This window comes from Frankia tisae (genome assembly GCF_025403405.1).
GTDB classification, from domain to species: Bacteria; Actinomycetota; Actinomycetes; order Frankiales; family Frankiaceae; genus Frankia; species Frankia tisai.
This window is the reverse complement of the sequence record NZ_JANEZT010000495.1, coordinates 1-3,913: the sequence shown is the minus strand read 5'-3', so window position 1 is coordinate 3,913 and position 3,913 is coordinate 1. Positions and strand designations below refer to the sequence as shown.

Below are 3,913 nucleotides of genomic sequence, written 5' to 3'. Positions count from 1 at the left end.
GCTTTCCTCTGATCCCCTCGCCCCCGAGTTCCCAGCCGTCACCGGGGGGACGGCGAGCTGGCGGCACCGGCGCTGCCCGAGTTGTCGGGGTGGCCGCTGGCCGCCGGTCGGTCCGCCGACGGCTCTGTCGCGGACCGGCCCGCGTCGCCCCGCTTGGCCTCTCCTCGGCGGTTGCGGACGCGCCCCGCGGTAGCGGAGCCGCCGCGCGGGGCGGTGCCGGCCAGCTCAGCCGGCCCGCGAGGATCCGCCGCAGCGGACGGGTCGGCGTCGATCGGCTCCCGCGCGGCCGGCACGGCAACGGCTTCGCGCCCACTCCCGGCGGTTGCGGCGCGGTGGCCGCCGGAACGGCCGGACGCGGCGGCCGGCGACGTTCCCCCCGACGAGGCGCCGGTCGCCGCGGAGGCCCCGAGCGGTCGGGCGGGCCCGACGCCGACGTCCGGCGCGGGGAGATCGGCCACCCGGACCGTCGACGAACGGGCGTGCCGGCCCCGCGGCGCGTAGCTACCGTACTGGGCGAAGTAGTAGGCGTCCGGTCCCTTCGTCGGGACCATGTTCAGCACTGTGCCGACCATCCGGGCGTCGATCGCGCGCAACGTCTCGGCGGCGCGGCGAAGCTGCTCGCGGCGGGTCCGGCCGACCCGGGCCACCAGCAGGACCCCCTCGGCCCGGGTCGCGAGCACCGCGGCGTCGGTCACCGGCAGCAGCGGCGGGGCGTCGATCAGCACGATGTCGAACCGAGCCTGCAGCAGCTCGATGAGGTCGGCCATGCCCTTGGAACCCAGCAGCTCGCTGGGGTTCGGGGGGACCGGTCCGGAGGCGAGCACCTCGACCCGGCCCTCTCCGACCCGGCCTTCGCCCCACGGCTGCAGCACGTCGTCGAGGTCGGCGGCGCCGATGAGGACGGAGGTCAGACCGGCTGCGGACTCGACACCGAGGTATTCACCGAACGACGGCCGGCGCAGGTCGCCCTCGATCAGGCAGACCCGGGCACCGCCCTGGGCCAGGCTGATCGCCAGGTTGCAGATCGTGGTGGTCTTGCCCTCGCCCGGCACGGAGCTGCTGACGAGGATCGACCGGGGGCCGGCGTCGACGTCGACGAACTGCAGGTTGGTGCGCAGCTGGCGGAAGGCCTCCGCGCGGGCGGAGTGCGGCCGGGCGTTGATGATGAGCGGCCGGCGGACCGCGTCGGCGTCGTAGGCGATCACGGCGAGGTTGGGCAGATCCGTCGATTCCCGGGCGTCCTCCTCCCCGGAGATGCTGGTGTCCAGGCGGAAGCGGACAAGCGCCGCCGCGATGCCGGCGATCAGCCCGAGCAGCACACCGAGAGCCAGGTTGCGGGCCGGCTGCGGCGAGACCGGCGTGACCGGCAGCTTGGCGCGTTCCCAGACACTCACCCGCACGGACGGCGGTTCGTTGTCGGTGGGCGCCTCGATCTGGGCGACGGCGAGGGAGAACGACTCGCCGACCGCGTCGGCGATCGACTGAGCCCTTCTCGGCACCCGGTCACGGACGGTGGCGCGCAGCAGCACGGTGTCCGGGACCGCCTGCGCGGAGATCTGCCCCCGCAGCGTCTCCGGGGTCGTCTTCAGGTGGAGCCGGCCGATGACCGAGGCGGCCACCCGCTCGCTGGCCACGAGGTTCGCGTACGACTTCACCCGCTGCTGTGAGAGCAGGCCGCCCTGGTAAGCCGATGCGGCGCCCTCGGCCTTGTCGGGTGAGGAGACGACCATGGTCACGGACGCGGCGTACTCCTTCGTCCCCCGCCAGGTCGCGGCGGCGGCAAGCAGGCCGCCGAGCACCACGCAGGCCACCATGAGCATCCAGCTGCGGCGAAGGACGCGGACATAGTCACGCAGTTCCACTCGTCGACCACCCTCCCGGGATGTATATGACGCCCACTCGCCGTCATCGAGGACCACCTCAACATACTCGATGAGTAGCGATTCTTTTACTCTCCGTCACGTTTACTCTATGACCTCATGTGGAGACGTAGAGTAGACGGCACGGTCGGCGACCGACGGACAGCTCACCTCGCGCGGCGCGTCTCGCGGCTCAACCTCCGCCAGCGAGTCGGGCTACAGATCGCCCTCGACAGCGCGGCGATGATCCTCGGTCTCACCGCCGCCCAGCTCGGAAGGTTCGACTTCGCCCGCGATGCCCTGACCGACCTCGGCTTCTGGGTGATCTGCGCCCTGGCGGTCTGCCTGCTCCACTTCCTGGGCACGGCGCTGCACCTCTACCTGGGGCGCTACCGGTTCGGTGGCTTCGAGGAGGTCCTCGGGCTGCTCGTGGCGGTGCTGCTGACGATCGTCGGTGTGCTCGTCGTCGTCGCCGCGTTCGGCTCGCCGCGCCCGATGCCGCTGAGCGTGCCGCCGCTCGGCGGTGCAGTGACCCTGGTCGTGATGTTCGGCGTGCGCTACCTGTGGCGGCTGCTGGAGGAACAACTGCGCCGGCCGAACAGGGACAGCGCCGAGCCGGTTATGATCTTCGGCGCCGGCCACGGAGCCGAAGGGGTCCTCGCGGCGATGCTGCGCACCCAGGACAGCCCCTACTACCCCGTCGCGCTGCTCGACGACGACCCGAACCTGTGCAACCTACGGCTGTTCGGGGTGCGGGTACTCGGCGGACGGGAGGCGATCGGCCGGGTCGCGGCAACCACCGGTGCCAGGACCCTGCTGGTGGCCATCCCGAGCGCGGAGGCCGGACTACTCCGGGAGATCAGCAGAATCGCCGAGAGCGCCGGCCTCAGGGTGAAGGTCCTCCCCAAGGTCGGCGATCTGATCGAAGGGCGGGTCGGCGTCGGCGACATCCGCGACCTGGATCTCGCCGATCTGCTGGGCCGCCGCCAGGTCCGCACCGACGTCGCCGCCGCCGCGAGTTACCTGGTGGGCCGCCGAGTGCTGGTGACCGGCGCGGGCGGGTCGATCGGCTCGGAGCTGTGCCGGCAGATCGCCGGCTACGGCCCGGAAGAACTGATCATGATGGATCGGGACGAGTCCGCGCTGCGGGCGGTGCAGCTGTCGATCTCGGGCCGCGCGATGCTCGACGACGACACGATCGTGCTCGGCGACATCCGCGACCTCGACCTCGTCACCACCTTGTTCATGGAGCGTCGCCCGCAGGTCGTGTTCCATGCCGCGGCCCTCAAACACCTCCCACTGCTCGAACGCTTCCCCGGTGAGTCGGTGAAGACCAACGTCTGGGGCACCCTGGCGATCCTGCAGACGGCCGTGGCCTGCGGCGTCGAGCGGCTGGTGAACATCTCGACGGACAAGGCCGCCAACCCGGTCAGCGCGCTGGGCTACTCCAAGCGGATCACCGAACGGCTCACCGCCCATCTGGCCCACGAGACCAGCGGGACGCTGGTCAGCGTGCGGTTCGGCAACGTGCTGGGCAGCAACGGCTCCGTGCTCACCGTCTTTGCCGGCCAGCTCGCCATGGGCGGGCCGATCACGGTCACCCATCCCGACGTGACCCGGTACTTCATGACCATCCCCGAGGCCGTGCAGCTTGTGCTGCAGGCCGGCGCCCTCGGCTCCGCCGGCGAGGCCCTCGTCCTCGACATGGGCGAACCGGTGCGGATCGCGGATGTCGCCGCACGGCTCGCGGCCCGCGAGAACCAGCCGATCGAGATCATCTACACTGGACTGGGCCACGGGGAGAAGCTGCACGAGGAGCTGTTCGGCGCCGGCGAGACCGACCAGCGCCCGCACCATCCCCTGATCTCTCACGTCGCCGTGCCCCCGCTGGACCCGACCCGGGTACTCGCCCTCGACCCCTGGGCCGCGCCGGCGGAGATCATGGCCGAGCTCGCCGCCCTGGCCGGCGAGGACGCCCTCGTCCCTGTTCCCCTGGCCGCCGACGTCACGGCCGCCCGCGCCACCGCGGCAACCACCGCCGCCGTGCCCTGGAC

2 protein-coding genes are annotated in these 3,913 nt (G+C 71.9%); one reads left to right on the top strand and one right to left on the bottom strand.

Annotated elements, in window-relative coordinates:
- Positions 1-38: 38 nt before the first annotated feature.
- The gene (locus tag NBZ85_RS28705) at positions 39-1,862 is read right to left on the bottom strand and encodes a tyrosine-protein kinase domain-containing protein (protein WP_261555914.1); all 1,824 of its coding nucleotides are present in this window, start codon (positions 1,860-1,862) and stop codon (positions 39-41) included.
- A 117-nt stretch (positions 1,863-1,979) separates the two neighbouring features.
- On the opposite strand from NBZ85_RS28705, the gene NBZ85_RS28700 reads away from it, so the two are divergent.
- Positions 1,980-3,913 (top strand): nucleoside-diphosphate sugar epimerase/dehydratase (locus NBZ85_RS28700; protein ID WP_261563075.1); only part of this gene is annotated, 1,934 nt, incomplete at its 3' end.